This window comes from Desulfallas sp. Bu1-1 (assembly GCF_015594625.1).
GTDB lineage: Bacteria > Bacillota > Desulfotomaculia > Desulfotomaculales > Desulfallaceae > JADNRQ01.
Genome location: NZ_JADNRQ010000002.1, coordinates 95,289 through 118,948, shown reverse-complemented (window position 1 = coordinate 118,948; position 23,660 = coordinate 95,289). Strand labels below are relative to the sequence as shown.

30 protein-coding genes are annotated in these 23,660 nt (G+C 52.0%); all 30 read left to right on the top strand.

What is annotated here, in order from left to right; all coding sequences use genetic code 11:
• Positions 1-93 precede the first annotated feature (93 nt).
• Positions 94-501: a flagellar basal body rod protein FlgB gene (gene flgB / locus IT084_RS03120; protein ID WP_195711045.1), complete on the top strand. Its 408-nt coding sequence runs from the start codon at positions 94-96 to the stop codon at positions 499-501.
• 2 nt (positions 502-503) lie between these two features.
• Positions 504-944 carry a flagellar basal body rod protein FlgC gene (gene flgC / locus IT084_RS03115; protein WP_195711043.1) on the top strand — a complete coding sequence of 147 codons (441 nt, stop codon included), beginning with the start codon at positions 504-506 and terminating at the stop codon, positions 942-944.
• A gap of 6 nt (positions 945-950) precedes the next feature.
• Positions 951-1,268: a flagellar hook-basal body complex protein FliE gene (gene fliE / locus IT084_RS03110; protein ID WP_313885409.1), complete on the top strand. Its 318-nt coding sequence runs from the start codon at positions 951-953 to the stop codon at positions 1,266-1,268.
• A gap of 29 nt (positions 1,269-1,297) precedes the next feature.
• A complete protein-coding gene (gene fliF, locus IT084_RS03105) occupies positions 1,298-2,842 on the top strand; it encodes a flagellar basal-body MS-ring/collar protein FliF (protein WP_195711041.1) in 1,545 nt (514 codons plus the stop codon).
• A gap of 6 nt (positions 2,843-2,848) precedes the next feature.
• Positions 2,849-3,862, top strand: a complete 1,014-nt coding sequence (gene fliG, locus IT084_RS03100; protein WP_195711039.1) for a flagellar motor switch protein FliG — start codon at positions 2,849-2,851, stop codon at positions 3,860-3,862.
• Complete coding sequence (locus tag IT084_RS03095; protein ID WP_195711038.1) at positions 3,846-4,610, top strand: FliH/SctL family protein; 765 nt, start codon at positions 3,846-3,848, stop codon at positions 4,608-4,610. Before fliG ends, IT084_RS03095 begins: the two co-directional genes overlap by 17 nt.
• A gap of 6 nt (positions 4,611-4,616) precedes the next feature.
• Positions 4,617-5,933, top strand: coding sequence for a flagellar protein export ATPase FliI (gene fliI, locus IT084_RS03090; protein WP_195711037.1), 1,317 nt, complete (start codon positions 4,617-4,619; stop codon positions 5,931-5,933).
• A gap of 4 nt (positions 5,934-5,937) precedes the next feature.
• Positions 5,938-6,369: a flagellar export protein FliJ gene (gene fliJ / locus IT084_RS03085; protein WP_195711036.1), complete on the top strand. Its 432-nt coding sequence runs from the start codon at positions 5,938-5,940 to the stop codon at positions 6,367-6,369.
• A 659-nt stretch (positions 6,370-7,028) separates the two neighbouring features.
• A complete protein-coding gene (locus IT084_RS03080) occupies positions 7,029-7,802 on the top strand; it encodes a flagellar hook-length control protein FliK (RefSeq protein WP_195711035.1) in 774 nt (257 codons plus the stop codon).
• 14 nt (positions 7,803-7,816) lie between these two features.
• Positions 7,817-8,431 carry a flagellar hook capping FlgD N-terminal domain-containing protein gene (locus IT084_RS03075; protein ID WP_195711034.1) on the top strand — a complete coding sequence of 205 codons (615 nt, stop codon included), beginning with the start codon at positions 7,817-7,819 and terminating at the stop codon, positions 8,429-8,431.
• Between the two features lie 93 nt (positions 8,432-8,524).
• Positions 8,525-8,917: a TIGR02530 family flagellar biosynthesis protein gene (locus tag IT084_RS03070; protein ID WP_195711033.1), complete on the top strand. Its 393-nt coding sequence runs from the start codon at positions 8,525-8,527 to the stop codon at positions 8,915-8,917.
• Positions 8,918-8,991: 74 nt separating this feature from the next.
• Positions 8,992-9,762, top strand: coding sequence for a flagellar basal-body rod protein FlgF (gene flgF / locus IT084_RS03065; RefSeq protein WP_195711031.1), 771 nt, complete (start codon positions 8,992-8,994; stop codon positions 9,760-9,762).
• Between the two features lie 113 nt (positions 9,763-9,875).
• Complete coding sequence (fliL, locus tag IT084_RS03060) at positions 9,876-10,376, top strand: flagellar basal body-associated protein FliL (protein WP_195711030.1); 501 nt, start codon at positions 9,876-9,878, stop codon at positions 10,374-10,376.
• Positions 10,377-10,417: 41 nt separating this feature from the next.
• Positions 10,418-10,810, top strand: a complete 393-nt coding sequence (locus IT084_RS18100; RefSeq protein WP_195711028.1) for a FliM/FliN family flagellar motor switch protein — start codon at positions 10,418-10,420, stop codon at positions 10,808-10,810.
• Positions 10,803-11,156: a flagellar biosynthetic protein FliO gene (fliO, locus tag IT084_RS03050; RefSeq protein WP_195711025.1), complete on the top strand. Its 354-nt coding sequence runs from the start codon at positions 10,803-10,805 to the stop codon at positions 11,154-11,156. The genes IT084_RS18100 and fliO overlap by 8 nt, the downstream gene beginning before the upstream one ends.
• A 64-nt stretch (positions 11,157-11,220) precedes the next feature.
• A complete protein-coding gene (gene fliP / locus IT084_RS03045) occupies positions 11,221-11,988 on the top strand; it encodes a flagellar type III secretion system pore protein FliP (RefSeq protein WP_195711023.1) in 768 nt (255 codons plus the stop codon).
• Between the two features lie 28 nt (positions 11,989-12,016).
• Positions 12,017-12,286 carry a flagellar biosynthesis protein FliQ gene (fliQ, locus tag IT084_RS03040; RefSeq protein WP_195711021.1) on the top strand — a complete coding sequence of 90 codons (270 nt, stop codon included), beginning with the start codon at positions 12,017-12,019 and terminating at the stop codon, positions 12,284-12,286.
• Positions 12,287-12,293: 7 nt separating this feature from the next.
• Positions 12,294-13,067 carry a flagellar biosynthetic protein FliR gene (gene fliR, locus IT084_RS03035; protein WP_195711019.1) on the top strand — a complete coding sequence of 258 codons (774 nt, stop codon included), beginning with the start codon at positions 12,294-12,296 and terminating at the stop codon, positions 13,065-13,067.
• On the top strand, positions 13,067-14,131 hold the full coding sequence (flhB, locus tag IT084_RS03030; RefSeq protein ID WP_195711017.1) for a flagellar biosynthesis protein FlhB: 1,065 nt from the start codon (positions 13,067-13,069) through the stop codon (positions 14,129-14,131). The genes fliR and flhB overlap by 1 nt, the downstream gene beginning before the upstream one ends.
• Positions 14,132-14,147: 16 nt before the next feature.
• Positions 14,148-16,229 carry a flagellar biosynthesis protein FlhA gene (flhA, locus tag IT084_RS03025; RefSeq protein ID WP_195711015.1) on the top strand — a complete coding sequence of 694 codons (2,082 nt, stop codon included), beginning with the start codon at positions 14,148-14,150 and terminating at the stop codon, positions 16,227-16,229.
• Positions 16,219-17,448: a flagellar biosynthesis protein FlhF gene (flhF, locus tag IT084_RS03020; RefSeq protein ID WP_195711013.1), complete on the top strand. Its 1,230-nt coding sequence runs from the start codon at positions 16,219-16,221 to the stop codon at positions 17,446-17,448. The genes flhA and flhF overlap by 11 nt, the downstream gene beginning before the upstream one ends.
• Positions 17,435-18,313 carry a MinD/ParA family protein gene (locus IT084_RS03015; RefSeq protein WP_195711011.1) on the top strand — a complete coding sequence of 293 codons (879 nt, stop codon included), beginning with the start codon at positions 17,435-17,437 and terminating at the stop codon, positions 18,311-18,313. Before flhF ends, IT084_RS03015 begins: the two co-directional genes overlap by 14 nt.
• 15 nt (positions 18,314-18,328) lie before the next feature.
• Positions 18,329-18,979, top strand: a complete 651-nt coding sequence (locus IT084_RS03010) for a flagellar brake protein (protein WP_195711009.1) — start codon at positions 18,329-18,331, stop codon at positions 18,977-18,979.
• Between the two features lie 13 nt (positions 18,980-18,992).
• On the top strand, positions 18,993-19,769 hold the full coding sequence (locus IT084_RS03005) for a FliA/WhiG family RNA polymerase sigma factor (protein ID WP_195710999.1): 777 nt from the start codon (positions 18,993-18,995) through the stop codon (positions 19,767-19,769).
• Positions 19,766-20,536 carry a flagellar basal-body rod protein FlgF gene (gene flgF / locus IT084_RS03000; protein ID WP_195710997.1) on the top strand — a complete coding sequence of 257 codons (771 nt, stop codon included), beginning with the start codon at positions 19,766-19,768 and terminating at the stop codon, positions 20,534-20,536. The genes IT084_RS03005 and flgF (IT084_RS03000) overlap by 4 nt, the downstream gene beginning before the upstream one ends.
• 24 nt (positions 20,537-20,560) lie before the next feature.
• Entirely contained in the window at positions 20,561-21,337 is a 777-nt protein-coding gene (gene flgG / locus IT084_RS02995; protein ID WP_195710996.1) for a flagellar basal-body rod protein FlgG, read from the top strand.
• Between the two features lie 18 nt (positions 21,338-21,355).
• Positions 21,356-21,856: a chemotaxis protein CheD gene (locus IT084_RS02990; protein WP_195710995.1), complete on the top strand. Its 501-nt coding sequence runs from the start codon at positions 21,356-21,358 to the stop codon at positions 21,854-21,856.
• Positions 21,856-22,626: a protein-glutamate O-methyltransferase CheR gene (locus IT084_RS02985; RefSeq protein ID WP_195710994.1), complete on the top strand. Its 771-nt coding sequence runs from the start codon at positions 21,856-21,858 to the stop codon at positions 22,624-22,626. The genes IT084_RS02990 and IT084_RS02985 overlap by 1 nt, the downstream gene beginning before the upstream one ends.
• A gap of 26 nt (positions 22,627-22,652) precedes the next feature.
• The gene (locus IT084_RS02980; protein ID WP_195710993.1) at positions 22,653-23,267 is read left to right on the top strand and encodes a chemotaxis protein CheC; all 615 of its coding nucleotides are present in this window, start codon (positions 22,653-22,655) and stop codon (positions 23,265-23,267) included.
• A 23-nt stretch (positions 23,268-23,290) separates the two neighbouring features.
• On the top strand, positions 23,291-23,656 hold the full coding sequence (locus IT084_RS02975; protein WP_195710992.1) for a response regulator: 366 nt from the start codon (positions 23,291-23,293) through the stop codon (positions 23,654-23,656).
• Positions 23,657-23,660: the final 4 nt, after the last annotated feature.

Here is a 23,660-nt window from a genome sequence, read left to right as displayed (position 1 = left end):
TTTCTACAAAAGGCAGTCTATTGCAGGAAATTTAAATTTAATGTTGAAAGATATTCCTATATTTTGGCGCAATTTGCATGGGGAGGGTTATTTATGCAATTATTGGGCGATCCCCTGTCCACAATTTTAGCCCGGCAGATGGATGCTTGCACGCTGCGCCAGCGGGTTATTGCCAATAATATCGCCAATGTCAATACCCCGGGCTTTAAAAAATCGGAGGTTAATTTTCAGCAGCAACTGAAAGAAGCCCTGGGGAGCGGCGGTTTCAGCCTGCGGACATCCAGTGACAGACATATCGGATCGCCCGGGCGCGGGACGGGCGGGCTTGTTCCAACGGTGGTTCAGGTCCGGGACACCTCCATGCGGGCCGGCAAAAACAATGTCGATATAGATGAGGAAATGGTCAACTTGGCCGCCAATACAATATTGTACAGGCTTGTCACAATGATAAACGGCGACCGGGCAAATACGCTCAGTTACGTCATTAGAGGAGGTAAGTAGTAATGGCCCTGTTCGAAAGTTTCGGCATCAGCGCCTCGGGTATGACGGCCAACCGTTTTTGGGCGGATTTAATCGCCAATAACGTGGCCAACATCAACAGCACCGGTACGCCGGGCGACCCGGCGAAGCAGCCATACCGCCGCCAGGTTCCTGTTTTTGGAGAAATATTGCGGCAACAAATGGGCGCAGAAAGAAGTGCCTCACCCGGCCTTGGAGTCCGGGTTACCCGCCTGGCCAGGGATGAAGGCGAACCCCGCCTAGTTTACGACCCCGGCCACCCCGACGCCGATCCAGCTACGGGTTACGTGGCTTACCCCAATATTAATATTTTAAACGAAATGGTTAACCTCATAGCGGCCACCAGGGCCTACGAGGCCAACGTCACCGTCCTGGAGGCGGCCAAGGGCATGGCCCTTTCCGCCCTGGAGATGGGCAGGGGGTGATAACCGGTGGAAATAACGCCTGTAGCTTTACCCCTCTCACAAAATATTGGGCCCGTAAAGGACAATAACACTACCGGGGCACTGGTGGGTTCCCCCGAAGAAAATATCTCTTTTAAAGATATATTCGACACGGCGCTGCAAAACTTAAATAAAAGTCAGATTAAAGCCGAAGAAACGGTAAAAAAATTTTTAACCGGTGAAGTTGAGGATGTGCATACGGTGATCATTGCCATGGAGGAAGCAAGGCTTACCATGCAATTGGCCGTGGAAGTTAGAAATAAACTGGTTGAGGCTTACCAGGAATTATCCAGAATGCAGGTCTAAACACTTAACGATACAGAAAGCGTGGTCGGATGAACAGCGGAAGGCTGGCCAGTTTGCGCCAGTGGTGGCAATCTTTGAAACAAAATCAGAAAATCATATTCATTCTGGGCTGCACCGGTGTTCTTGTCACCATTGCCTTGTTGGGACAACTTGTGCTGCGCCCCTCTTACGCTCCGTTATTTACCGAGCTGGAGCCGCGCGATGCCGCGAAGATTATTGAACAGCTGGAAAGTTCAAAGGTGCCTTACCGCCTGACCAATAATGGCAAAAATATTGAGGTGCCGGAGGACCAGGTATACAAGCTGCGCATCCAAATGGCCAGTGCGGGTGTATTACAAGACAGTGGCGTGGGATTTGAGCTGTTTGACGAAAAAAAATTCGGCATTACCGAGTTTGAGCAACAGGTGGGCTACCAGCGGGCGCTGCAGGAGGAACTGAGGCGGACCATCGTACAGTTGGACGAGGTGGAGCAGGCCCGCGTGCACCTGGTTTTGCCGCGGGAAAGTGTATTTCTGGACGAACAGGTTGCACCATCGGCATCAATCGTGCTCAAGTTGAAAAATTATGCCAAGCTGGAGCCAAACCAGGTAATGGGGATTCAAAGCCTGGTTATGGGCAGTGTGGAAGGGTTGAAGCCGGAAAATATCCATATCATAGACACGGAAGGCAACGTGCTCAATGATTCTCTGGCATTAAAAAGTAATGAGCCCCTTTCCACCACGGCTATGGAAAGGTATGAGATCCAAAAGAATTATGAAAAGGAAATGGAGAGCCGCATCCAACAAATGTTAAACCGCATCCTGGGACCGGGCCGGGCGGTGTCCATGGTGACTGCCGAATTGGACTTTGACAAGCAGGAAACAGTGCGCACGGAACATGGTCCGGGCGCGGTTCTGAGCGACCAGACAACCACCGAAAGCGGCGCTGGTGTCGCCCCGGGCGGCGTTCCGGGTACGGATACGGAGATGCCGGGCGATACCATGCCCCTTGCGGATGGCAATACAAGTTCCAATTATAACCGGGAGCAGCGCACCACCAACTATGAAGTGGATACTACGCAGCAAACAATCATCAAATCTCCCGGCAACATAAAACGCTTGTCGATATCAGTGGTGGTGGACGGTGAATATCCCCAGGCCCAGTTGGACTCAATTCAGCAGGTGGTCGCCGCCGCGGTGGGTTATGATGCCGCCCGGGGTGACCAGATTACCGTATCCAGCATGCAGTTCAACAGCCCCGCCATACCGGGGTTTGATGAACCGTCCGGTAGCCAGGGAGCGGCACCCTGGGCCAGCAGAAATTATTTGATTGCCGCCGGTGTTGCGGCGGGAGCGCTGCTTATCTTGGCTGTCTTAATTATGGTGCTGAGGAGGCGGGCGCGCAGGCGCCGGGAAGAGTTGCTGCGCCTGGAGGCCGAGGAAGCGGCAAAACAGAGTTTGGCGGCAGAACAACCGGAAGAACGGGAAATAGCGATCGAGGAACCAAAACCGGGATACCGTTCCAAGATCAAGGATATCGCCAGGGAGAAACCGTCCGAAATAGTGGAAGTATTAAAAGCGTGGCTGAGGGAGTAACTCAAAATGCCTGGTGTCGTTTCTAAATTGAACGGGTTGCAAAAAACCGCCATATTGCTAATTTCGCTGGGGGCGGATTTATCTGCCCAAATTTTAAAAAATAATTTTCACCAGGATGATATTGAAAAAATTACCCAGCAAATTTCATTAATGGAAACCGTGCCGCGGGAAATCCAGGAGGAAGTGCTGCAAGAATTCGCGCAAATGCTGCAGGCGCGGGAATACTTGATGGTGGGCGGCCTGGATTACGCCAGGGAAATGTTACAAAAGGCGCTGGGGGACCACAAGGCCGCACAGATACTGGAAAAAGTGCAGCATACCATTAAAAACAGGCCCTTTAGCGCATTACGCAAAACCGACCCCAAGCACCTGGTCAATTTTATCCGGGGCGAGCATCCCCAGGTAATAGCTTTAATTTTAAATTATCTTCATCCCGACCAGGCGGCTTTGATTTTGTCCGCGTTAAGCCCGGAGCAGCAAAGTGACATAGCCCGCCGCATCGCCTTGACCGACAGGGTTTCACCCGAGATGATCCGGGAAGTGGAAATCATCCTGGAACGCAAGCTCTCCGTGCTGGAGCACAGCGAACAGAGCACGGGCGGCGTCAAGGCGTTGGTGGACGTGTTGAACCGGGTGGACCGCAGCACGGAAAAGACTATCCTGGAGGAACTGGAAATTACCGACCCCGCGCTGACGGAGGAAATCCGCAAGCTGTTGTTCGTTTTCGAAGACATTGTAAAATTGCCAGATTCATCCATTCAGCGCGTGCTCAGGGAAGTGGATCCCAAGGATCTGGCCAGGGCGATGCGCGGCACCAACGAGGAAGTGCAGGAGCGTATATTTAAAAACATGTCCAAGCGCGCTTCCGACATGCTGCGGGATGAAATCAAGTACATGGGACCGATACGTCTCAGAGATGTGGAGGAATCGCAGCAGAAGATCGTGCAAATCATCCGGCGGCTGGACGAAGCCGGCGAAATTGTAATCGCGCGGGGTGGCGAGGATGCCATTATTACATAAAATTATCCGGCACGGAGGAAATGGTTCCGGTTCCCTTCAGGGTATGTATGACCTGAATATCAGGCATGAATTTTTATTTGTCCGTCAGGAGGGCGAGCAAATTCAGGCAAAGCAGGAATGGGATGCAAATCCGGATCAACTGATAGAGAAAGCCAGGCGTGAAGCCGGGGCGATAGTTGACGCGGCGCGGGAACAGGCGGCTTCAATCATAGAACAGGCCCGGCAAGAAGCCATTGCGGAAGCTGAAAAGATCAAATCCGCAGCAGCCAGGGAAGGTTACGACCGGGGGTACCGGGAGGCGCTGGAAGCGGCCCGGATTGAGACTGAAAAGATCATGGCCGGCGCCGGAAAAGTGCTGGCGCAGGCCGAGCAGGTTCGCCGGGAAAAGCTGACCGGGCTGAAAGACGAAATTTTGGAGCTGGCCCTGGAAATTGCGGAAAAAATTCTGGCCCGGGAACTGGAACTCCACCCCGACATTGTGTTAAACGTTGCCGGGGAAGCATTGCAGTTGGTCACCAACCGCAAAAGTGTAGTTCTTTGGGTAAACCCGGAGGATTTGCAAATTTGTGAAAACCACCGGGAACGGCTGCTCAACCACCTTCCTCCCAGAGCCGAGTTGCAAATATTGACCGACGAGCAAATTGAACGGGGAGGCTGCGTGGTGGAAACGGATTTCGGCAAGGTTGATGCCAGAATTACGGCAAAGTGGGAAAACTTAATCTCGGCCATCAAAGGGGAGTCGACATGATCAAAAATGCATGACCTGGATGCTGAAATAAAAAGCTGGAGGGAAAAAGTCCGCCGGGTAAAACTTTTATCCTCCACGGGCAAGGTAACAAGGGTGGTGGGCTTAACCGTGGAAGTCCGGGGAGTTACCGCCGGCATTGGAGAAGTTTGCGATATTTTTGTGCCCGGGGAAAAAGAACCCGTCAAGGCCGAGGTGGTGGGTTTCCAGGAAGACTGCTCCGTTTTGATGCCCCTGGGGGAACTGGGGGGAATTTACCCTGGTTGCCTGGTAGCGCCACGGGGCGAGTCCCTGACAGTTAAGGTGGGTGAGGCGCTTTTGGGCCGGGTCTTGGACGGCCTGGGCCGGCCCATGGACGGTAAATACCTGGACGTTCATCAAACATGGCCGGTGAACAACAGCCCCCCGAATCCCATGAAAAGGAAGCGCATCAAGGAAGTTTTAGCCACCGGTGTGCGGTCCATTGATGCCCTCCTGACCTGCGGCAAGGGGCAGCGCATCGGCATCTTTGCCGGAAGCGGTGTGGGGAAGAGCACATTGCTGGGCATGGTGGCCCGGTTTTGCAGCGCCGACCTCAACGTGATCGCCTTGATCGGCGAACGCGGCCGCGAAGTGCTTGATTTTATCGAAAATGACCTGGGGCCGGACGGCTTGTCCCGCTCGGTGGTGGTGGCCGCCACCTCCGATCAACCGGCGCTGGTCAGGCTAAAGGGTGCCCTTGTGGCCAGCGCCATCGCCGAGTATTTCCGGGAACAGGGTAAAGACGTGATGCTGTTTATGGATTCCGTCACCCGTTTTGCCATGGCCCAGCGCGAAATCGGTCTGGCCGTCGGGGAGCCTCCGGCCACCAGGGGCTATACCCCTTCGGTGTTCAGCTTGCTGCCCAGGCTGCTGGAGCGTTCCGGCACTTCATCCAGGGGCACCATCACCGCCTTTTACACCGTGCTGGTGGAGGCGGACGACATGAACGAACCTGTGGCCGACGCGGTGCGGGGTATTCTGGACGGCCACATCGTGCTCTCCCGGGAACTTGCCGCGCGCGGCCACTACCCCGCCATCGACGTGTTAAACAGCGTGAGCAGGTTGATGCCGGAGCTTGTTGATGACCGCCAGATACGGGCCGCCTCCAGGCTAAGGCAATTGCTGGCCACGTATAAGCAGTCGGAAGATCTGATCAACGTAGGCGCTTATGTGCCGGGTTCCAATCCGGCCATAGATGAAGCCATCAAGTTCCATGACGGCATACTCGCTTTTTTGCGCCAGGACGCCCGTGAAAAAGTACCTTTGGATAAATCGATTCAACAACTAACAAGCATGTGGAAGTGATATTGTGCGCAAATTTGAATTTCGCCTGGAACCGGTATTAAAGCAGCGGGAGGCTCGCGAAGAGCAGGCCGCGCTGGAACAGGCCCGGGCGCTGGAAGAATACAACCGGAAATTGCGCCGTCTAACCGAGGCCAGGGAAAACTTGGCGCGAGTGGCGCAAAGTGATTGTCATGCAGGCCTCGTTGATTGGTTCAATAAACTGGCCTATTGCGAATTTATGGCTTGCGAAGTTAAACAAAGGGAATTGGAAGTTAATCGCTCCAATAAAAAATTGGAACGTTGCCGTAACAACCTGGTTCAGGCCATGCAGGAACGTACCGTCATAGAAAAATTAAAAGAAAAGCAGTTCAGTACGTATAAACTGGCCGTATCCAGGTTGGAACAAAAAGAACTGGACGAACTAGCTGCCTTGCGGTGTGCCCGGGGGCAAATATAAGACGCAAAAACTTTTGCAAATAAAACCTGTATTTGCATTTTTATAAGTTTAGGAATGGGGAGGTGGTAAACGCACATATAACTCTCTCTTATTGTTAACTACGAAGGAAATCCCAAAGAAAGGGGGGTAAAATTACGTCACTTGAAAATTTATCTGCAGTTGGTGCTGGCACAAAACCGGAAACCGGTACAAGCACGCGGTCTTCACCGGACAATCAAGGTGCAAGCTTCTCTGATATCATTAATCTTTTAATTAATGAAACAAATGAATTTGGCAATGCCGGTAACAATTACATGCCAGGGCTTCCAGGTGCAGATCAAGAGCCATGTGCAGATCAAAAGCCAGGTCAAGGCGTGGTTGGACAGATGGCAGTTCAACAACTGCCGCAATTGATTGCCATAATGGAAAATGCGGCAAACATGTCCGGGAACAAAAATTTTGTTTTAGCCGGGTCCAGACAATGGCCAAGCATGCTTCAGAATTCGATTCCGGGAATTCAGCCGAATCAAGTTGCCAATGTTCAATCGCAAGAAGCTATGCATGCTATTATGCCAATGATGGACGAAGGGACTTGGCAAAAGATATGGGAATCAGTGCCTGGGGTTTCCGGTGATCAGGCTAAAACAGCTACAAACTTTCCATTGGGAGTATCACTGCGCATGGAATCAGTACCCGGGGCTTCCGGTGACCGGGATAAAACCGGCAATCAATCAGCGGGGATATTAAACAACGGGCCGTTAAATACCGTTGGAAGCAATGATTCAGGTACAACAGCGGGAGATCATACACCCGGTAAAGCAAGCATCTTAACCATTCCAGTACGGAATCCAAACAATGCAAACATTGCTCCGGAAAGCCAAACACTCGTGACTGAAACAGCAAAGAACAATGCCGCAAAGCAAGCTGATGCCGTTCAACTTGCCATGAATGTGCCCGATTCCGCGCCCGGAATAGCAAAAACGGCAGGCCAGGAAGTGATACCAACTGTGCGAGCCGGGGAAAACAATTTTACCGTTCAACTGGCCAGAGCCATCGTAGAGCAAGTCAACCAAGACGGCCAGGGCCAGTCACACGTCAGGTTGCGCTTACAGCCCGAAAACCTGGGTGATGTAATCATTAAGATTACCTACCGGGAAGGAAACATTTCCACGCATTTTCAAGCCGCCACCGAACATGCCAGGCACTTGATAGAAAGTTCGTTGTTCCAGCTGCGGGAAACCCTGGCCGGTATGCAGCTCAACCTGCAAAATGTTTCGGTTTCCGTGGGATTGGGGGACAAGTACCGTGGACAGGAATTTGGCCAGGGCCGGCAATTTAACAAGCAACGCGGTCCATCACCCGAAAGTATTAAGATTAACGGCAACGACATTGCCGGGCCGTCCGTGGAAATGTCTTTCGTAACCGGTGTCAACCGGCTGAATTACTTTGTCTAGCGGGGAGGTGCGTTATGCCCGAAGCGGTTAATTCAAGCAGCGGTTATTACTTGACTCAAAATTCAACAAATCAGCCAAAAGGCCTGGGTGATCCGGACGCGTTTCTTAAAATACTCGTGGAGCAGTTGAAGAATCAAGACCCGATGAACCCTCAAGACAGCTCAACTTTTATTACCCAGCTTTCGCAAATGGCAACGATGGAACAGATGTGCAATGTCAGCCGGAGCATGGAACAATTGGCGGAAAAACATGAAATGGCCCGCTACTTTGACCTGATCGGTCAAAAAGTAACGGTGACCGACGGAGAAGAGTTGATAACCGGCACCGTCGGCGGCGTAGTGTTTGACAATCAACAGCCTTACTTTTACCTTGGTGATGCGCCGGACGGCAACAGGTATACCCTGGAACAGGTGACCATGATTTCCGCAAGGACCAGCGGAGACCTGCTGCCCTATCTTGCATTGATTGGCCATCTGGTCAAGGTGCGAAACGATAACGGCGAAATTGAGGGAACAGTGGATAAAGTGCTGTTACAAAACGGTAATGCCGCAGTAATGGTTGATGGCGAAGTATTCGGGGTTGAACGGATTATTGAAATCGGCGATGTTCCTGATGCAGCAGCGAATTAACCTGAACCAATCCCCGGGGAAGAACCGAATCTGTCCGCTGATTCCGAACCGGATCCCGGCGTTTAACAAACAAACCAGGTCAGGTGAATACAGTTGGAAATTAAGGGAATACGCGTTGTTCCGGAACCGTTAATCCAGCAGCAGCAAATCAAAAAGAAACCGTTAGTCAATCCAACCCGGGAAAAATTCCAGGATCTATTGTTCCGGGAACTTGAATCCGCAGTTCAAGTCAAGATTTCCAGTCATGCCCGGCAGCGCCTGCAGGAAAGAGATATTATGTTAAATGAAAGGGACATGCAGAATATTACCAGGGCGATTAACCGGGCGGAATCCAAGGGAGTCAGGGAATCGCTCCTGATCTACGGAGACCTGGCCATGGTGGCAAGCATTAAAAACAGGACCATAGTAACAGCCATGCACGGTGATGATGTGGAAGACAGGATTTTTACCAACATAGACGGAGCGATCATTATCAAAAAACAATAACAACCCGGTCCGAACAGGGGGGTTGAGCGGCTGCCGAACGACCGAGGCGGCCGCATTACGGGAGGTATAAATTCATGCTGAGGTCATTATTTTCCGGCGTATCGGGTATGCGCGCGCACCAGATGCGCATGGATGTTATCGGCAACAACATTGCCAACGTCAACACCACCGGCTTTAAATCCAGCCGGGCCAATTTTCAAGATGTGATCTACCAAACACTCAGGGGCGGCGGTAAAAGCACCAATCCCGTGCAAATCGGCACCGGATCTAAAATAGGCAGTACCAGTGCTAATTTTACACCGGGCGCCCTGCAAAACACCAACCGGACGCTGGATTTGGCCATTCAAGGCAACGGCCTGTTTATATTAACAGATGGAACAAATAAATATTACACAAGAGATGGAGCATTTTTTATTGATAGCACGGGTCAGTTAGTTAATGCTGATGGATTAAAGGTTTGTGGTGCTGACGGCAACACATTGCCAAGTTTGGGTACTTCTATTAATTCTATTTCAATAGATGATCAGGGTAGGATTTATATAAACGGAAATACAGACCCAGCCAGTGCCCCACAAATTGGCATAGCCACCTGCCCGAATTACGAGGGGCTTAGTAAAAAGGGTAATAACCTGTACGAAGCGACAGTTTCTTCGGGTACAGTAACTCACACAACAGCTACTAACGCTGGTTGCAAAATTAACTCCGGCTATCTGGAGATGTCCAACGTCGACCTTTCCGACGAGTTCGCCAACATGATTACCACCCAGCGGGGCTTCCAGGCCAACGCCAGGGTGATTACGGTATCCGACACCTTGCTGGAGGAATTGATTCAGCTGAAAAGGTAACTAACAAATTTCCGAGCTGTTCCCGCGCGCCGTTACGGCGCGCGGGAAAACGGCGCGGCATCAATAATTAATGCCGGCCGGCGGTACGATAAATTTAGTTAGGGTGAGTGAAAATGGCTTTACGACCCCCCAAAAAAGAAACACAAAAGAACGGAACACCGGAAAAACAGCAGGGACCGGGGAACATGTTCTTGATGTTCGTCATGATGCTGATCGTCTTCCTGGTAGGCGCGGGCATGGTGATCGGCTACTTTAAGTTTTTCGACCCCGATAACAAAGAGGCCAAAACAGAGGAGAAAAAGAAGGAGAAAGTGGTGCTGGCCTCCATGGATCTGGGCGAGATGGTCATCAACCTGGCGGACGGCAACCATTTCCTTAAAACAGAAATTACCATTGAGTACCCGGAAGACAAAAAAATGGAAGAACTGATCAGTGAAAAGAAACATCAGGTCATTGAAATTATTTTGCTCACCCTGCGCAAGAAGACCGTGGATGATGTCGCCCCTCCGGAGGCCACCGACAAATTAAAACGGGAACTCATCAAGGCCATAAATGCCGGGTTGAACGAAGACGTGGTGAAAAAAATTTACTTTACCCAGTACATAGTCCAATAATTGCTAATTAACTGGTCAATATACCAAGGAGATTGAAAAACGTGCTCACTCAACGGGAACTGGACGATTTTCTGGGCAATTTCCACAAACAGAAAACGTCAATTAAAAAAGTTAAATACCCCGCGCTACGGGCTGATCCCGGTTTGCCGCAATCAAGGCTGCCCGTTGATTTTATCGATGATGTCACCGTGGAAATCTGGGCCGAACTGGGTGAGGCGTCCATGACGGTCAGGGACATTTTGAACATGAAGGAAGAGACGGTGATAGAACTGGACAAACCGGCGGGCGACACCGTCAATCTCAAAATCAACGGGCGGGATTTCGCCCGGGGCGAGGTTATTATTATCGGTAATAACCTGGGCATCCGGGTGGACCGCATCTACGACCCCAAAACATATAATGATCCGGATAAAGGCGTGGGCAAAGATGGATAGGGAAATGCTGGCGGCCCTGTTGCGCATTATCATCCTGTTGCCGTTAATTTGCGGCCTGGCCTACCTTGCGGTAAAGTTTGGTTTTGGCGCCAAATATCTGCCGGTGCACGGCCGGGGAAAGCGGATGCGACTTGTGGAGCAGGTGTCCCTGGGCCCCAAATGCGGGCTCTCGCTGGTCCAGGTGGGGGACAAGTACCTCCTTTTGGCCCACCAGGAGGGCAGCATGGTTGTGGTTCGGGAAATGGACGAATTACCTGCGGCAATAGAAACAGAATTGCCTGGCCGGCCAGGGCCGGGAGTATGGCTGAAATACCTCGGACCGTTTGGCGATAAATCGAAAAAGTAATTCTCCGAATCCGCTGTGACAGGCTGATAGATACTGCGGAGCATGCAAAAGGCGGGAACAACCATTGAAACTGTTACGGCAAAAACTGTCCATAGTAATATTTCCACTGCTGGTTATTTCATTTATCCTGCTGTATCATACCGGCCAGGCGTACGCCCAGCCGCTACCGGGCATCGACCTGAATATTCAGCCCACTGATGAGCCGGAACAGGTGGTAAATAGCGTTAAAATCCTGGTCATGCTGACCCTGTTGTCCCTGGTGCCGGCGTTTATATTGATGATGACCAGCTTTACCCGGATCGTCGTTGTGTTGTCGCTGCTGCGCAGCGCCCTGGGCACGCAGCAAACCCCGCCCAACCAGGTGATCATCGGACTGGCGCTGTTCCTGACCGTATTTATTATGGCTCCGGTGTTTCAACAGGTTAACGAGCAGGCTATCAGGCCTTACCTGGATAATCAAATTTCCCAGCAGCAGGCCTGGGAAAAAGCCTACGCGCCCCTGCGATCCTTCATGCTCAAGCAAACAAGGGAAAAGGATCTTGCTTTGTTCGTCAAACTTTCAGGCATGGACAGGCCGGATAACGAGCGGGACTTGCCAGCCACGGTTTTAATGCCGGCTTTCGTGATCAGCGAATTAAAAACGGCTTTTCAGATTGGTTTTATGATTTATGTTCCTTTCCTGGTCATTGACATGGTGGTGGCCAGCACGTTGATGTCCATGGGCATGTTCATGCTGCCGCCGGTGATGATTTCACTGCCGTTTAAAATACTGCTGTTTGTAATGGTTGACGGTTGGTATCTGGTGGTTAAAACCCTGGTGGAAAGCTTCTAACCGGGCGCGCAAGGTGGGAGGAAGTCAGATGTCGGAAACATTAATTATCGAACTGGTGCGGGAGGCGCTGTTAATGGTGTGCATCATCGCTTTGCCGCCGCTGGCCGTTTCTTTGCTGGTGGGTCTGGTGATCAGCATTTTGCAGGCCACCACCCAGGTCCAGGAGCAGTCCCTCACCTTTGTGCCCAAAATCATCGCCGTGTTCATTACCCTGGCCGTGCTGGCGCCGTGGACCGCCCGGGTGATGGTGAACTTCACCAACCGCGTTTACAACCGGATTCCGGACCTGCTCAGGTAAGGGGTACATGGAATTGTTCGACATCAACCAGCTTGCCCTGTTTATGCTGGTACTGGCCAGGATTTCCGCCTTTTTTGCCGTAGGGCCGTTGTTTTCCATGGCCAACATCCCCGGATTGGTCAAGGTTGGGCTGTCTTTTTTGGTGGCAATAATCGTTTTCCCGCTGGTGGACCCGAAGCCGGGGATTGACATCACCAACGGCTGGTACTATATTTTCGCGCTGTTCCGGGAAACGCTGGTGGGGTTGGCGATGGGATACATAGCAGGCCTGGTGTTAAACGCGCTGGTTTTCGCCGGCAGTTTGATCGATATCCACATCGGATATTTTATGAGCATCATCTTTGATCCCGTATCCGGGTCCATGGCGGGCATCATGTCGCGGTTCATGCACCTTTTAGGGCTGGCCGTGCTGCTGAGTTTCAACGGCCACCATATGATCATCGCCGCCCTGGTTGGAAGCTTTGACGTTGTACCGGTCAACGTCGCGCAGGCCGGCGGCGCAACAGCGTTATTTTTCATCAAGGCGTTTGCCCAGATGATCAACACCGGAGTGCAAATAGCGGCGCCGCTGATTGCCGTGATGCTGGTAATTGACGTTACACTGGGGCTGCTGGCCCGCACCGCTCCGCAGATCAACGTGTTTATGCTGGGCTTTCCCATTAAGATTATTTTCGGTATGATTACCCTCAGCGTGATGGTTCCCGCGCTGGTGCGCATCATTTACTCGCTTTGCGGCGTCATCGAGCGCGATATTCTAACCTTGTTGAAAGGAATGACCTGATGTCCGGCGGCAGTTCGCAGCAGAAAACCGAAGCCCCGTCACCGCGAAGGTTACGGGAAGCCCGGAAAAAAGGCCAGGTTCCCAGGAGCCGGGACCTCAGCGCCGCTATCATTCTGCTTTTTGCCCTGGCGATGATCGCCTTTTTAAAAGATTCCATGGTCATCTCGATGCAGAGGTTGCTGTTGGAATATTACCGTGCCGCCCCAACTTTGGACTTGCCCGCTGAAAACCTTCTTTTTTACGCGCTTGGATTTACGGCCCGGATGTGCCTGGTCATTATGCCGGTGCTGGCGGGCATTGTCGCAATTGCCGTGGCGGCCAGCGTGGTGCAGGTGGGTGTGCTGTTTGCGCCCCAGGTGTTGCAGCCCAAGCTGGAGCGGCTGAACCCGGTGGAGGGCCTGAAGAGAATTTTCAGCCTGCGCAGCCTGTTCGAACTGGTTAAAAATACTTTAAAAATAATTATCGTGGCCGCCGTGGTGTATTTCGTCGTCAAAGCCCGGCTGCCCGAAATGTTGTTGATTTACTTTAAAACGCCGGCGCAAATGCTGGATCTCATTGCCGCCGCCCTGCTGGCCGCCGCCTTTGCCGGCGGTGGCGCGTTTTTGGTTATTTCCTTTTTTGACCTGCTGTTCCAGCGGTACGAGTATATCAAGAACCTGCGCATGACCAGGCAGGAGGTAAAGGACGAGCTCAAGCAGACCGAGGGAGACCCGCTGGTTAAATCATGGCTGCGCCGCCGGCAGCGCGAGATGATTATGAACGCCATTCGCCGGGAGGTGCCCCGGGCCACGGTGGTGGTCACCAACCCCATCCACGTGGCCGTGGCCGTAAGGTACGAAGAAAAGGAAATGAGCGCCCCGGTGGTTACGGCCAAGGGGGCCGGTGACCTGGTGCCGGTTATCAAAAGGCTGGCCCGGCAAAACGATGTCCCGGTGGTGGAGAACCCGCCGGTGGCCCGGGCGCTTTACCAGGTTGATGTGGGCAGGGAAATACCCGTGGAACTTTACCGGGCCATCGCCGAAATTATCGCCATGGTCTACAGGTTAAAAGGAAAAGTGGTTTAGTTTTTGGAGGAAAGTAATGACAACCTATACCAAAGCCCATCTCGGGCGCCGGATTAAAAAGAATACGGATTTACTGGTTGCCGCCGCCATTTTGGGCATCGTGCTGCTGATCATTATTCCACTGCCGCCACTGGCGCTGGATATATTTTTGACCATCAGCATTACGGTGTCCCTGGTGATCATCCTGATTACGATGTTCACCACCGAGCCGTTGCAGTTTTCCGTATTTCCGGCGTTGCTCCTGGTGACGACACTGTACAGGCTGTCTTTGAACATTTCCTCCACCCGGTTGATCCTCGGCGACGCCCAGGCCGGTAAGATCATCAACGCTTTCGGCCAGTTTGTGGTGGGCGGTAATTATATTGTGGGAGCAATCGTATTTATCATTATCACAGTGATTCAGTTCGTGGTCATTACCAGCGGCGCGGGCAGGGTGTCCGAGGTTGCGGCCCGCTTCACCCTGGACGCCATGCCCGGGAAGCAGATGAGCATCGACGCCGAGTTCAACAGCGGCCTGATCACCGAGGAGGAGGCCCGCGAACGCCGGCGTAAATTGCAGCGCGAGGCCGATTTTTTCGGCGCCATGGACGGCGCCAGCAAATTCGTGCGCGGCGACGCCATTGCCGGTATTGTAATTATTGTGATCAACATCATCGGCGGCATCACCATCGGTGTATTGCAAAAAAACATGGATATCATGAGTTCACTGCAAACCTATACCATTTTAACCATTGGGGACGGTCTGGTTTCCCAGATCCCGGCGGTATTGATTTCCACCGCCTCCGGCATCCTGGTCACCCGGGCGACCACCGATGCCAGTTTCGGCACCGATTTAACCAGGCAGTTTTTAAACTTCCCCAAAATTTTGTTCATCGTAGCGGGAATTTTATTTGTCATCGGGTTGATACCGGCCATGCCGGGGCTGGTGTTCTTCATCCTGGCGGGTTCGGTGGGCTTTTTGGGATATACCTTGTTGAACGAGCAAAGACAAAAGGAAATTTCGGCCCGGGAGGAACAGGCCAGGAAGCAGGTGCGGGAGCAACGGGAGCCGGAAAACGTGCTGCAACTGCTGGAAACCGACCCGCTGCAAATTGAAATTGGCTATAATTTGATCCCCCTGACCGACGAGCAATCCGGTGGGGATCTGCTGCAAAGGCTCGCCACCGTCCGCCGGCAGTCCGCCGTTGAAATGGGTGTTTACGTGCGGCCGATTCGCATCAGGGATAATTTACAACTGCCGCCCAACCGCTATGTATTTAAAATCCGGGGGGAGGAAATTGACGGCGGCGAATTGATGCCCGGACATTTTCTGGCGCTCAACCCCGCCGGCCAGGAAATCAACGTGCCGGGCATTCCCACCACCGAGCCCACCTTTGGACTGCCCGCCTGGTGGATTACCGGGGACAAAAAGGACCAGGCGGAAATGGAAGGCTTTACCGTAGTGGATTGCTCCACGGTGCTGGTTACGCATTTGACCGAATTTATCAAAAAGCATGCCCATGAGTTGCTCGGCCGCCAGGATGTCAAGGAGCTACTGGATGTGGTCCGGGAAAGCAATCCTGCAGTGGTTGATGAGCTCGTGCCCGAACTGATGACGGTGGGCGAAGTGCAAAAAGTATTACAGCACCTGCTCAAGGAAAACGTCAACATCCGGGATATCATCACTATCCTTGAGGCGCTGGGGGACGGCGCCCGCATGAATAAAGACCTGGACTTTTTAATTGAGCACGCGCGCCAGGCGCTTGCCCGCACCATCTGCCGCAGCCTGCTGAACCGGGACAACAAGCTTCAGGTAATCACTTTACACCCCAAGCTTGAGCAAATGCTGGCGGACGCTATTCAACCCACCCAGCTGGGTAATTACCCGGTGCTGGAACCGGGCCTGGCCCGCAGGGTTCTGGATGCCATTGCCGGCACGCTTGCCAAGGCAACGGGCCGGGGTTACTCGCCGGTATTGCTGTGTTCGCCGCGACTGCGCCTGCCCCTCAGGCGGTTTTTGAACCGCCAGATGCCGGACACGGCAGTGCTGTCCATTAATGAAATTATCCCTGAAATTGAGATTGAAGCCGTTGGGACGGTGGTAATGGATGAAAATTAAAAAATTCGTGGCAACCGATATGCAACAGGCGATGCAACAAATTCGCCGGGAGTTGGGGGAAGACGCCGTGATCATCAATACCGCCAGGGAGCCGGTTAGAAGCCTCAGGCAACTGTTCGGACCCCGTAAAATAGAGGTTACCGCGGCGGTGGATGATATTCCGGTGAATTATCCGAAACCCCAAAATGCCATTGAACCGCCTGAACAGCCGCCCCTGGTCAACGCGGGAACGGTTCGGACCCGGCCGGAGGCTGTGGATCCCCCGGGTCATACACCTGCCACGCCGCGGCGGATCATCCCGGGAAGCATTGTACCGGCCAAGCTGCCGGATCCCATTGTTGCCATCTCCGGTGACAGGGAAAATAACTGGTTCAGAATTATTTTACGGCAAGAAATGGACAAGGAGGATGCCGGTTTGGGATCCGGGGTTGTGGATAAATGGAAAAAAATACTTCGCCAGATGGAAGTTGACGATGCCATCATTGATATTTTGTTTAAAGATTTTACCTCCAACCCTGAGCAGGAACAGTTCAGTTCCGACGACATTTTCAGGGTACATTTAAAGGCCAGAATAGTAGAGCTGGTTAAGCATGCTTACAACAAGGAAAACAAGGCCAGAGTCAATACGTTTATCGGGCCCACCGGGGTGGGGAAAACCCTGACCCTGGCCAAGCTTGCCACCAGGCTCAAAGTGGTGGAGAACAAGCAAATCGCCATGATCACGGTATTCAACCACCGGTTCGGAGCCGTGGAAAAACTGAACTTTTACGGCGATATCATCGGGGTTCCGGTGGAGGTGGTGATGACCCCGGCGGAGCTTGCCCGGGCCGTGGAATCACACCGCGACAAGGATGTTGTGTTTATCGATACCGAGGGCAGGCCGTCCCTGAATAAAAGTCAGGTGCTGGAACTGCACTCCTTTACCGGCGCCGTAACTGAACCCCAGAATATTCTGCTAGTTTTAAGCACTCCCACCAAAAACCGCGACCTGGTTAGAATTGCCAATGATTTCAGGCCGGTGGGGTATAACGGAATCATCATGACCAAGCTGGATGAAACGGATACATACGGTTCCATGCTGAACCTGGTTTGTAATACCGGTGTGCCGGTAACTTACGTGACCAACGGGCAAAACGTGCCGGACGATATCGACAAAATTACTCCCAAGCGGCTTGCCGAAATTATTCTCGGGGGCGTTGTGCTGGATGAGGATTATTAAGCGCGGATTCATCAGGGAAGATAAAGAAGCGCCCCCCTCGGAAAATCCAGTGCCCGCCCGGGGTGCGCGGATTATTACCATAACCAGCGGCAAAGGCGGCGTCGGAAAGACCAATATCACGGTCAACCTGGCCATCGCCCTGGCTCAGGCCGGCCGGCGGGTGATCATATTTGACGCCGACCTGGGGTTGGCCAACGTGGACGTATTGCTGGGCGTCACCCCGCGCCGGACCCTTTATGATCATTTATACCGGGATGTATCCATAGAAAACATCCTCTTTCCGGGCCCCGGAGGAATCAGCATCATTTCCGGCGGGTCGGGTTTCCTGGAGCTGGCCAACCTTACAGCAAAGCAACGTTCAAACCTGGTGAAAAATTTGGAAAAACTGGACCGGATGGCCGATATTGTCTTGATCGACACGGGGGCCGGAATATCCAAAGATGTGCTGGCGTTTTGCGCAGCGGCGGATGAAGTGATCCTGGTTATTACACCAGAGCCCACGTCGCTGGCCGACGCTTATGGCCTGATCAAGGTGCTGGACAGGTTCAACCTGCACCGGGAAGTTCATTTTATCGTCAATCAAGTGCGCAGTTACGGCGAGTCCAATGAGACTGTCTACCGGATGAATCACCTGGTCGACAAATATCTGACCATCAGGCTGAATTACCTTGGGGATATATGTTACGATCAAACAATTGTCAGCTCGGTAAAACAACAATCGCCTTTTATACTGGCAAGCCCAACATCCAGGGCAGCTTTGGCCGTGAAAAAAATTGCCTTCTCGCTCATAGATAAAAAATGGATGGTTGAAGAGGAAAGCGGCCTGAAGGGGTTTATCAGCAAACTCAGCAGGCTTTTCAGGTAACAGGAGGTTAAAATTTTGCCGGAACAGGTAACCCTTCGCATTAGTCAAAAAATCCAGGTGGCCAAGAAGGATAGTAAAGATCTGTTTAATTCCAGCATCCAGGATATTAAAAACGGTGTCATCAGTATTGCCATGCCTTATCTCAAGGAGCGCCCCATGGTGTTGCGCAGGAATGACGAGGTGACGGTCCGGTTTACCCTGGACGAAAGCAGTTACATGTTTGAAACCCGGGTGCTGGGGGAGGCAAGGGACAATATTATTCTTTACCGCCTGGCTTACCCCGCTGAAATCAACAGAGTGCAGCAAAGGATGCACGTGCGCCTGCAGGTGATGATGGACATCCAATACGCGGTGCTGGAGAGGGACAACAAGGCGATGACATACAAAAAGGCCACCACCGTGGACATAAGCGGCGGCGGCATGAAAATCGCGGTGCGGAAGCGAATCAAGGAAAATACCTTGATCAAGGTTATATTTACGCTGCCATTGCGAAGCAGGCCGGAGCGGATGGAACTGGCGGCCCGGGTGGTCCGGTCCCAAAAGGTTGACCCCGGCAAAGAGTTGTACCACCTGGGGATCAAATTTGAAAACATTAACTTCGGCCAGGAAGATAAAATCGTCCGGTTTATTTTTGAAAAAATGGCCCAACAAAAACGCCTGCTCTGAGCGAGGTGATTAAATGGGCGGTTTCGATATCTGGGAAAGTTACCGTAAAACCCGGGATCCTTCGCTGAAGGAACAACTGGTGTTGAAACACCTGGGGCTGGTCAAGTACCTGGCGGGCCGCCTGGCCGTTAGCGCTTCACCCGCCATGACCCAGGAGGACCTGGAAGGGTACGGCGTTATCGGTTTGTTGGACGCCATCGAGAAATATAACCGCAACCTGGGCACCGAGTTTAAAAATTATGCCTACACCAGAATTCGCGGGGCCATGTTGGACGAAATCAGGAAACAAAGCTGGGTGCCCCGCAGCAAGTGGCAGAAGTTTCACCAGTTGAGCAATACGAAAGAAAAACTGCGACAGAAGGGTTTGAAAGCGGATGAACAGGCTTTGGCCGCCGAAATGGGGATGGACAGCGCCAGGTTGAGGCGGCTGGCGTCGGAATATTATAATGCTTTTCCCGTTTCCCTGGATGAAGCGGCCGGTTTTGAAAACGACGGTGCCCTCGGGGAGTTGATCAGCGATCCCAATAGCCCGGACCCGCTGGAAGTTGTAACGGAAAAAAATGAAAAAGAAATCCTGGCCGAGGCAATCAAGGACTTGCCGGACAGGGACCGGCTGGTGCTGGCCCTTTATTACCAGGAAGAACTTACTTTAAAAGAAATCGGCAGCATCCTTGAGATTACCGAATCCCGGGTTTGCCAGCTACATGCCAGGGCGCTGCAAAGGCTGAGGGAAAAGCTTTATCACCGGGGCACAACTTATTCCGCCCGCAAGAAAGGAGTCCGGATATGATTAGAGGAATTTACTCCAGCGCCGCAGGGATGAACCTGCAGATAGCCAGAATGGATGCGGTTTCCAATAACCTGGCCAACGCCGGCGTGCCGGGTTATAAAAAAGACAGGATTATGGCGGAATCTTTTCCCAAGTTGATTCAGCTCGGCAATAAACGCGCCGTGCCGGGCGGTTTAAGCAGTGCAGTGATCGGTGAAACAAACCAGGGCGCGGCAATAAAACAAGTGGTTACGGATTTTTCACCGGGCATGTTGCGGGAAACCGGAAACGACACCGATTTCGCGTTGTCCGGGCCGGGTTTTTTCACCCTGTCCGACCCGGACAGCGGGGATGAGCTTTACTATACCAGAAACGGAAATTTTAAACTGGATGAGGAGGGGTACCTGGTTAACGGCGACGGTTACCGGGTTATGGGCACAGGCGGTCCCATTCAGATTACGGAAAATAAAAGTTTTACTGTTGACGAAAAGGGCAATATCGCCATTGATGGCGAGGTGATTGATACTTTGGCCGTCGCAGCCTTTAATGATCTCAATACACTGGAACGTGCCGGCAACAGCCTGTTCCGGGCCCCGGGCCAGGAGCCCCAAGCGGTGGAGAACCCAGGAATAATGCAGCGCTATTTGGAGGGCGCCAATGTTGACCCGCTGGAGGAAACGGTGAATATGATCAACGCCGTGCGGGCCTATGAAACAGGCCAGAAAATCATCCAGGCCCAGGATGGCTTGCTGGACCTGGCCATCAATAAAGTGGGTACAGTTAGATAATTTTACCTTCCGGGGGTGATCGTATTGCTGCGAACATTATATAACGGCATGTCCGGGCTGGCCGCGCAGATGCAAAGAATGGACGTGACCGCCAATAATCTTGCCAATATCAACACCACGGGTTTTAAGCGGCAGTCGGTAAATTTTAAGGAATTGCTGCGCCAGCGCCTGGCGTCGCAAGGCTTGCCGGTGCTGGAGGCGGAAGCCACGCCTCCAACCCAGGGCAGCGGCACGGGAGTTTCCGGTACAACCCGCCGGTTTACCCAGGGGGTTGTTACCTACACCGGGCGCAACCTCGACCTGGCCATTGAGGGCAACGGCTTTTTCCGGGTTGTCCGTGAGGATGGGGAAGTGTTTTATACCAGGGACGGCGGCTTTCATGTTGACGAAAACGGGCGAATTGTCAACAGCAAGGGCTACGCCCTGATTGAGGAAGAACTGCCTGAAAGCTACAACCGTTTGACCGTGGATGAATCGGGCAGGATTACTTGCGAGGATGCCGGGGGCAAGGTCCTGGAAATAGGGCAAATTGAACTGGCTCTATTTCCCAGACCGGAAGGGCTTATGGCCGTGGGTGACAACTTATTCGGACAAACCGGGGAAAGCGGCGAACCAGTCGTCGTGGCTCCCGGGGAAGAAGCGGCGGGCAGGATAATGCAGTGTTATCTTGAGAATTCCAACGTCGATCTGGTGGAGGAAATGCAATTGTTAATTGAAAGCCAGCGCGTATTTCAACTGAACGCCAAATCAATAACCACTGCCGACCAGATGTGGAATATTGCCAATAACCTGCAAAAATAAATCAATTCAGGTGATGGAATGCAAGTTGCAAAAAATATAAATGATATCCATGTCGGCATTGGCGAATATAAAATTGCCGGCAAACATCATCGCCTGGTAACCCTGGGGCTGGGTTCATGCGTCGGGGTCAGCCTTTGGGACCCGCTGGTCAGAGTCGGCGGCCTGCTTCATATCATGTTGCCCAACAGCAAGGATTTTTCCAGGATCAATAAGCCCGAAAAGTATGCCGACCTCGGCATACCGCTTGTGATCAGGGATTTGCTCAAGCACGGCGCCGTGCAGAGCAGAATCCTGGCCAAACTGGTGGGCGGGGCCCAAATGTTTACCGGGGCCGGTGCAAATCAACTATTTAATATTGGTGAGAGGAATATTCAAATGTCCCGCCAAATTTTAAAAGATATGTCAATAAAAATTGCCGGAGAAGACGTGGGCGGAAACAAAGGTCGAACCATGTACCTGGATATTGACACGGGAGAAGTAATGATCCGCACCATTGGCCAAAGCATCAAGGTGATTTAATGGATTTCGAGGAATTTAAAAAAAAGGTCAAGACCACTTTCCGCCTGGATCTTAACGCTTACAAGGAAAAGCAACTGCAACGCCGGCTGGATTCGTATTTAAGCAAATTAAAGCTGCGTGATTACGGGGAACTATACAATCAACTAACCGGTCAGCGGGAGAGCTATGAAAAATTTTTGGATCACCTGACCATCAACGTATCCGAATTTTTCAGGGACCCCCAGCGATTTGAAGAATTGCAGCATAAATATTTACCCGGGTTGTTTCACGGCCGGAGTATGGTAAAAATTTGGAGCGCCGCCTGCTCCAACGGGTCGGAACCTTATTCGATCGCCATCATCCTGGAGGAAATGGGGCTTTCCGCCAGGAGCAGGATTGACGCCACCGATATTGACCGCCAGGTTTTGAAAAAAGCGGCGGAGGCCAGGTATAACCGGGACGGCTTAAAGAATGTCAGCAAAAATAGATTAGAGCGTTTCTTTACCAAGCAGGGCGACTTTTACCTGTTAAAAGACAGCATTAAGAAAAAAGTAGTATTTCGTTACCATGATCTGCTGGGAGATGATTATCAGAAAGGTTACGACCTGATCGTTTGTCGCAATGTCACCATTTATTTCACCCGGGAGGCGCAGGACGGGATTTATAAAAAGTTTAATCATTCCCTCAATCCGGGAGGAATTCTGTTTATCGGCGGCAGCGAGATGATTTTTAATTACAAGGATTTGGGTTATGAAAAACTGGCGCCCTGTTTTTATAAAAAGGTTAAATAAGGTTGGGTATTGAAAGGATTGATTAAATGACCGAAACCGGTGTCTTTTCCAAACTGCAAATGGATGCCCTGCAGGAGATCGGCAATATCGGGCTGGGCCACGCGGCAACTTCACTGGCCCAAATGCTGGACCACAAAATTGGCCTGGGTGTTCCGCATGCCGATTTTATTTCCTTTGAAAGAGCCATTGAACTTATCGGCGGGTATGAGGAACTGGTGTCCTGCGTCAGCTTGAAATTGCACGGCGATATAAAAGGCCTGGTTTTTTACATCTTCAATGAAACCAGCACTTATCGCCTGGCCGATATGTTAATGGGGCTGGAGGAGGGCACCACTGTTCAACTTGATGACATGGTTACTTCCACCATCAATGAAATCGGCAACATTTTAACCGGCGCCTTTGTTACGGCCATTAGTGACTTTACCCAGCTGCAGATTGGCACCTCGGTACCGGTATTTGCTTTTGACATGCTGGCAGCGGTGTTCACTTCCCTGGTTCTTTCCAGCAGCAATCCGGATGAAAACAGCATCCTCGCCATTGAAACCCAGTTATTCAGGGATGACAAAAAAGTCAGCGGGCACTTTTTTCTGCTTTCCGAACCCAATTCTATTGCCAAGTTGTTTCAAGCCCTGGGTATATAGCATAACCTGAACGGAGGGAGAATATGTCGGTTAGAATTCTCATAGTTGATGACGCAACTTTCATGCGGATGATGATTAAAAATATTGTCACCAAAAACGGTTATGAAGTTGTGGGCGAAGCCGAAAACGGCGCCGAGGCTGTAAGACTGTACACGGAAGTAAAACCTGATCTGGTCACCATGGACATCACCATGCCGGAAATGGATGGTATTGAAAGCGTCAAGGCCATTAAAAAAATCGATCCCAACGCCAGGATCATCATGTGCAGCGCCATGGGACAGCAGGCCATGGTAATGGAGGCCATCCAGGCCGGGGCTATGGATTTCATCGTCAAACCGTTCAAACAGGATCGAATTCTTCAGGCCATTGAGAGGGTTATGAGCAGGTAGTTGG

Coding starts and splice junctions, on each gene's coding strand:
- flgB (WP_195711045.1), top strand. CDS start 94: ATGCAATTATTGGGCGATCCCCTGTCCACAATTTTAGCCCGGCAGATG.
- flgC (WP_195711043.1), top strand. CDS start 504: ATGGCCCTGTTCGAAAGTTTCGGCATCAGCGCCTCGGGTATGACGGCC.
- fliQ (WP_195711021.1), top strand. CDS start 12,017: ATGTCGGAAACATTAATTATCGAACTGGTGCGGGAGGCGCTGTTAATG.
- fliG (WP_195711039.1), top strand. CDS start 2,849: ATGCCTGGTGTCGTTTCTAAATTGAACGGGTTGCAAAAAACCGCCATA.
- fliL (WP_195711030.1), top strand. CDS start 9,876: ATGGCTTTACGACCCCCCAAAAAAGAAACACAAAAGAACGGAACACCG.
- IT084_RS03015 (WP_195711011.1), top strand. CDS start 17,435: ATGAGGATTATTAAGCGCGGATTCATCAGGGAAGATAAAGAAGCGCCC.
- fliO (WP_195711025.1), top strand. CDS start 10,803: ATGGATAGGGAAATGCTGGCGGCCCTGTTGCGCATTATCATCCTGTTG.
- IT084_RS02980 (WP_195710993.1), top strand. CDS start 22,653: ATGACCGAAACCGGTGTCTTTTCCAAACTGCAAATGGATGCCCTGCAG.
- IT084_RS03005 (WP_195710999.1), top strand. CDS start 18,993: ATGGGCGGTTTCGATATCTGGGAAAGTTACCGTAAAACCCGGGATCCT.
- flhA (WP_195711015.1), top strand. CDS start 14,148: ATGACAACCTATACCAAAGCCCATCTCGGGCGCCGGATTAAAAAGAAT.
- flhB (WP_195711017.1), top strand. CDS start 13,067: ATGTCCGGCGGCAGTTCGCAGCAGAAAACCGAAGCCCCGTCACCGCGA.
- IT084_RS03095 (WP_195711038.1), top strand. CDS start 3,846: ATGCCATTATTACATAAAATTATCCGGCACGGAGGAAATGGTTCCGGT.
- flhF (WP_195711013.1), top strand. CDS start 16,219: ATGAAAATTAAAAAATTCGTGGCAACCGATATGCAACAGGCGATGCAA.
- IT084_RS02990 (WP_195710995.1), top strand. CDS start 21,356: ATGCAAGTTGCAAAAAATATAAATGATATCCATGTCGGCATTGGCGAA.
- IT084_RS03080 (WP_195711035.1), top strand. CDS start 7,029: ATGGAATCAGTACCCGGGGCTTCCGGTGACCGGGATAAAACCGGCAAT.
- IT084_RS02975 (WP_195710992.1), top strand. CDS start 23,291: ATGTCGGTTAGAATTCTCATAGTTGATGACGCAACTTTCATGCGGATG.
- IT084_RS02985 (WP_195710994.1), top strand. CDS start 21,856: ATGGATTTCGAGGAATTTAAAAAAAAGGTCAAGACCACTTTCCGCCTG.
- flgF (WP_195711031.1), top strand. CDS start 8,992: ATGCTGAGGTCATTATTTTCCGGCGTATCGGGTATGCGCGCGCACCAG.
- fliR (WP_195711019.1), top strand. CDS start 12,294: ATGGAATTGTTCGACATCAACCAGCTTGCCCTGTTTATGCTGGTACTG.
- flgF (WP_195710997.1), top strand. CDS start 19,766: ATGATTAGAGGAATTTACTCCAGCGCCGCAGGGATGAACCTGCAGATA.
- fliF (WP_195711041.1), top strand. CDS start 1,298: ATGAACAGCGGAAGGCTGGCCAGTTTGCGCCAGTGGTGGCAATCTTTG.
- fliI (WP_195711037.1), top strand. CDS start 4,617: ATGCATGACCTGGATGCTGAAATAAAAAGCTGGAGGGAAAAAGTCCGC.
- IT084_RS03075 (WP_195711034.1), top strand. CDS start 7,817: ATGCCCGAAGCGGTTAATTCAAGCAGCGGTTATTACTTGACTCAAAAT.